Source organism: Methylobacterium sp. WL69 (assembly GCF_008039485.1).
In the GTDB taxonomy this organism is placed as follows: Bacteria; Pseudomonadota; Alphaproteobacteria; order Rhizobiales; family Beijerinckiaceae; genus Methylobacterium.
On record NZ_VRUZ01000045.1, the window covers coordinates 23,762 to 29,761 of the forward strand.

The 6,000-nt window shown below is 69.0% G+C and carries 2 protein-coding genes and 1 pseudogene; 2 read left to right on the top strand and 1 reads right to left on the bottom strand.

The features are described from left to right. Positions 1-300: 300 nt before the first annotated feature. A complete protein-coding gene (locus tag FV218_RS13555) occupies positions 301-576 on the bottom strand; it encodes a hypothetical protein (RefSeq protein WP_056089315.1) in 276 nt (91 codons plus the stop codon). Between the two features lie 505 nt (positions 577-1,081). Between FV218_RS13555 and FV218_RS13560 the strand changes: the two are divergent. After that, positions 1,082-4,273 (top strand): annotated as a pseudogene (locus tag FV218_RS13560) (5'-nucleotidase C-terminal domain-containing protein); the annotation flags it as partial. A gap of 796 nt (positions 4,274-5,069) precedes the next feature. Next, positions 5,070-6,000 (top strand): ABC transporter transmembrane domain-containing protein (locus FV218_RS13565; RefSeq protein ID WP_246685117.1); only part of this gene is annotated, 931 nt, incomplete at its 3' end.

Consider the following 6,000-nt stretch of genomic DNA (forward strand, 5'->3'; position numbering starts at 1 on the left):
AACGCGCCGGCGATCCCGAGAGCGGCCGCGCAGGACAGACGGGCCATGTGTCGTCGCAGATAAGATGGCATCCCGTTCCGGTCTCCTAGAGGTCTCTTGTCCAACGCTGCCGTTGTGCCGGAGCGGGACTCGACCGCGACCGGACGTTTCGGGAGGCACCCCCGACCCCGTCCGCCCTCGCGGAGCGGGTCGGACGAGACCGGTGCAAATCGCGCGTCAGGCGTTCAACCCGAGAGCGCCTTTCCGTGACAGCCCCGCATCTTCGGGGGCGGGATCCGCCCCCGCTTCGGCGGACAAGGTTCAGCGGGTCGGAGAACCGGCCCCCTTGCCGGCCGATCCAGGGGAGGAGCCGGAGCCCGCATCGTTCGCCCCGGTGCTGTTCGCCGTCCCGGAGCGGCTCTTGTCACCCGTCGAGGGGCCGCTTCCGGCGGCACCCGGGGAGGAGCCTGCGCCCGCATCGTTGGGGCCCGTGCTGTTCAGGGTGCCCGATTTCGTGGTTCCCGATCCGCCTTCGGCCGCGATGGCAGCCGAGCCCAGGACCAAGGTGGAGGCGAGGACGAGTGCGATGGCCTTCATGGTGTTTCTCCCTGATGTTGGCGCGCGGAACGCAGAGGGTAACGTCACGCCGAGTCGCGACGTTCCGGCGCACGCGATGAGGCTCGGCCCAAGCGACGGGACCAGACCGCGACAAGACTGATTCGCTGGATTCTGAAGTTCTGTACTCGGCTCATGACTTGACGAAGACCCGGGGTCGAGCCTGCGGCGCCGGCGTCTTCATGCAAACGTCACGGCACGAAACTATTCGCATCGGACGCTTCAGTGTTTCTGGGGGCAGGCCATCTCTCGGCTTTCGCGCCGGGGGACGGCCCTTCGGCCGCGTGAGTTCGCGGGACGTCTGCCGGTCCCCGGCGCCGTGTTGTCTGGAATGCCCGGTCCGGAGTGTCCGCATGATCCCGACGCTGCAAGCCCCCGCGGTCGATCCACGGCTCCGGGCTTGGTCCGACACCCCGGCGGCCCCCGACACGAAGCCGGCGACACCCCCTCCCCTCAGCGCGCCTTCACGACGGAGACCCCGCCGGTCATGACCTACACGCTCCAGATCCTGCACGCCTCCGACTGGGAAGCGGGCCTGCTCGCCACGCAGCGTGCGGCGAACTTCGCCGCCATCGTCGACAAGCTCGAGGACGCGAACCCGAACTCCATCACCCTCTCCACGGGCGACGGCTGGATCCCGAGCCCGTTCTTCATCGCCGGCGCCGATCCGCAGCTCGCGGCGACCTATAACGGCGTCTACAACCAATTCTACGGGCTCACCGGGGCTGCCGCCTACGCCAGGCTCGCGCCGTCCGTGGGCCGGGCCGACGTCACCATCCAGAACATCGTCGGCGTCCAGGCGGCGGTGTTCGGCAATCACGAGTTCGATTCCGGCCCAACGGAGGTCGCCAACATCATCGGGGCCAATCTCGGCGCCGCGCCGGGCAACGCCGACGACACCTGGGTCGGCGCCCAGTTCCCCTATCTCTCCACGAACCTGAACTTTTCGCGGGAAGCGGCCTTGTCGGGCCTCGTCAACCCGAACGTCTCGAATGCCACCTTCGCGCAGACCGGACCGGACTCGACCCAGACCGGCACCGGCGCCGACAAGATCGCCCGATCCGCCATCCTGGTGGAGAACGGCGAGAAGATCGCCTTCGTGGGCGCCACCACCCAGGTCGAGCCGCTGCTGACGACCCTCGGCAACGTCACGGTGGACGGCTTCGACGGCCGGGACAACATCCCCCTGCTGGCCCAGCAGATCAACGCCGAGATCGACCGGGTGCTCGCCGCCAATCCCGACGTGAACAAGGTCATCGTCGGCACCCACCTGCAGCAGCTCGCCAACGAGCAGGCCCTGGCCCCGCTCCTGCGCAACGTCGACGTGCTCATCGGCGGCGGGTCGCACACCCTGCTGGCCGATGGCGACGACCGGCTGCTCTCCGGCGACACGGCCGCCGGCGCCTACCCGCAATTCTACACCAATGCCAGCGGCCAGACCCTGGTCCTCGTCAACACCGCCTCCGAGTATTCCTACGTGGGCCGCCTCAACGTCACCTTCGACGACAAGGGCAACATCCTTCGCGATTCGGTGAACCCGGCCACCAGCGGGGCCGTGGCGGTGGACGACGCCACCGTCGCGGGGCTCTACGGCTCCACCGCCGCCGCCTTCACCCCCGGCAGCAAGGGCTTCCTCGTCCGCGAGGTCATCGAGGGCCTCGACGTCAACAACGACGGCGTGCAGGAGACCGCCGGCATCGCCGACGTCATCCGCGCCCAGGACGGCAACATCCTCGGCCGCTCCAGCGTCTACCTGGAAGGACGGCGCGGCGAGGTCCGCACGGAGGAGACCAACCTCGGCGACCTGACGTCGGACGCGAACCTCTGGTACGCCAAGCAGTTCGACGCCGGCGTCACGGTCTCGATCAAGAACGGCGGCGGCATCCGCGACTCCATCGGCTCGTTCTCCACGGCCGGCGGCGGCACCAGTGAGCTTCCCCCCGCGGCCAACCCCTCGGCGGGCAAGCAGGCCGGCGACATCTCGCAGCTCGACGTCACCAATTCGCTGCGCTTCAACAACAACCTCGCAATCGTCACCGTCACGGCCTCGGAGCTGGAACGCGTCCTCGAGCACGGCGTCGCGGCGGTGGCCCCGGGCGCGACGCCCGGACAGTTCACCCAGGTCGGCGGGATCTCCTACAGCTTCGACGCGACGAAGCAGGCTCAGACCCTCGACGCGAACGGTGCCGTCACCCGCGAGGGCCAGCGCATCGTCAATGCGGCGATCCTCGACGCGGATGGCCGCATCCTCGACACCCTGGTGGAGAACGGCCAGATCGTCGGCGACGCCAACCGCGCCATCAAGGTGGTGACCCTCGACTTCCTCGCCACCGGCACCGCCATGGCGCCGGGTTTGGGCGGCGACAACTATCCCTTCCTGGCCTACGGCGAGAACAAGATCGCGCTCCGCGACGCCGCCCCGGTCTCCCTGCCCGACACCGAGACCTTCGCGGTCAAGGGATCCGAGCAGGACGCGCTGGCCGAGTACCTCAAGGCCTTCCACGCGACGACGCCGTTCGGGATCCTGGACACCAATCCGGCCGGTGACCTGCGCATCCAGAACCTCGCCGCCCGTGCCGACGGCGTGCTTCAGCGCGGCGTCGCGAAGACCGGCACGGCCGAGGCCGACATCCTGCGGGGCACGGCCTTCGGCGATCGCCTCGACGGGGGCGCCGGCGACGACACGGTCTACAACAGCCCCGGGAACGACATCCTTATCGGCGGCGCCGGGCCCGGCGGCGCCATCCAGAACGACACCCTGATCTTCGCGACCGCCCTCGCCGACGCGCAGGTGACCCGGAGCGGCGGCTTCACCATCGTCACGGGCCCCGAGGGACGCGACGCCATCAGCGGCTTCGAGCGCATCCAGTTCTCGGACACCACCGTCGTGCTCGCCGACGGCAACCGCCTCGTCGACGACCTGTTCTACCTCGCCCGCAACAAGGACGTGCTCGCCGCCGGCCAGGATGCCGACGCGCATTACGCGGCCTACGGCGCGGGCGAGGGCCGCGACCCGAACGCCTTCTTCTCGACCGGGGGCTACCTCGCCGCGAACCCCGATGTCGCCAAGGCCGGCCAGAATCCGCTGACCCACTACGACACCTACGGCTGGAAGGAAGGCCGCGATCCCGGCGCCGGCTTCGACACGCAGGTCTATCTCGCCCGCAACCCGGACGTGAAGGCGGCCGGCCTCGATCCGCTGACGCACTACCTCGAATACGGTCAGGCCGAGGGTCGACCGATCTTCGACGCCGTCGGCCGTCCGGCGGACATCAAGGGCGGCTTCGACGCCGCGTTCTACCTGCTGGCGAACGGCGACGTGGCCCGGGCCGCCGGACTCGTCGGCGGCGACACCTTCGCCTTCGCCCGCCAGCACTTCGACACCGATGGCTGGAAGGAAGGCCGCGATCCGAACGCGGTGTTCGACACCAAGGGGTATCTCGCCGCCTACGGCGACGTCGCGGCGGCCGGCGTGAACCCGCTGGCGCATTACGATGCCATCGGCTGGAAGGAGGGCCGTGATCCGTCTACGGATTTCGACACCTCGGCCTATCTCCAGACCCACGGCGACGTGGCGCAGGCCAAGCTCGATCCCATGCAGCACTACCTCCAGTATGGCCTGATCGAGAACCGCAGCGTGCTCGACGACGGTACCTTCGGCGCCGGCCTCATCGGCTGAGAGGCCGAGGGCCGCAGAAAGCGTGGTCGGGGCTCCACCCGGCCACGCTTCGGGACGATCACACCGTTCGCTCATCCCGCGTGGGGCACCCGCGCGGCGCCTGCGGACTTCCCGGGGGGCCGGCGCGCGGAGATCGGCGTCCCCTCCCGCAGGGGAGCGACACGGGGATGTCCCGCCGCCCCTGCAGGGCCACGCCGTTCCTTCCCGAGACGGGAAGCCGATTCCGGCGCGATCCCTCAGGCGACGACACGCCCTGCTCTCGGGCTGACATGAGCGCTCGGGCTGACATGGGCCGGATCGGCTCGGGAGGATTCCGGACTATCCGCCCGGCGGCGGCGGGACCCGCCGCCACGTGGTGGTCCGGGGTCTGTGCCGGCGCGGGGAACAGCCCCTTCGTCCGGCCTACGGCGTGGCCGTCCCCCATCGTCCGCCGCGCATGGCCGGGCCGTGGGAGGATGGTTCAGGCACGGGCAATCCGAGATCGAGATCCGGCCATACTGTCCCGATGAAGACAGGGCCGCCGGAACGACCTCCGACCGGATCGGGCCCGACAGTCAAAAGCGATCTTTTTTCGGGAATAAATCTGTAACTTGTGTCCGTATAGGTGATTTATCGCCTCTTTTTTCAAGGCATGCCGACAATTATCGTGCGATGATTTGAACAAATGCCAAATCGATCGACCAAAGCACTTTGCAGTGCATTTCGATCGAGCAAAGGTTCCCGCCCGGACGTCGAGGACCGAAAATATGGAGGATGCACAGTGAAGACGCGGGATTCGGCCGAGCTCGTCTCGGCAATGGCGCGGTGCCGGGCGGCGTTCATCGGGGTGGGCGTCATGAGCGGCATCGTGAACGTGCTCTACCTCACGGGCTCGTTCTTCATGCTGGAAGTCTACGACCGCGTGATCCCGAGCCGCTCCGTGCCGACCCTCGTCGGCCTCTGCGTCCTGGCCCTCGTGCTCTACGCCTTCCAGGGCGTACTCGAGACCTTGCGCTCCCGCATCCTGACCCGCATCGGCGCCGCCCTCGACGAATCCCTCAGCGGGCGGGTCTTCGACATCGTGGTGCGCGCCCCCCTTAAGGGCGCCGCGCCCGGCGACGGCCTCCTGCCCCTGCGCGACCTCGACCAGCTGCGCGGGTTTCTGGGCGGCAGCGGCCCCTCCGCCTTCTTCGACCTGCCGTGGATGCCGATCTACCTCGTGATCTGCTTCCTGTTCCATCCCCTCATCGGCGTCGCCGCCCTCGGGGGCGCCAGCATCCTCGCCATCCTCGGCCTGCTCACCGACCGCGCCACCCGCACTCCGACCCAGGCCGCCACCGGACACGGCCTGCACCGCAATGGCTTGGCGGAGGCGGGCCGGCGCAATGCGGAAGTCCTTGCCGCCATGGGCATGCAGGAGCGGTTCGCCACCCGCTGGGCCGCGGCCAACCGCGACTACATGCACGCCCACCAGCGCGCCTCGGACATCGCCGGCCTGTTCGGAGCCGCCTCCAAGGTGTTCCGCATGGCCCTGCAATCGGGGGTGCTGGCCCTCGGCGCCTGGCTCGTCATCAACGGCCAGGCCTCGGCCGGGATCATCATCGCGAGCTCGATCCTCGTCGCCCGGGCGCTTGCTCCGGCCGAACTCGCCATCGCCAACTGGAAGGGCTTCGTCCAGGCCCGCCAGTCCTGGGCCCGGCTGTCGGAACTCTTCGTCCGCCTGCCGGCGAGCCCCCGCCCCCACGCGC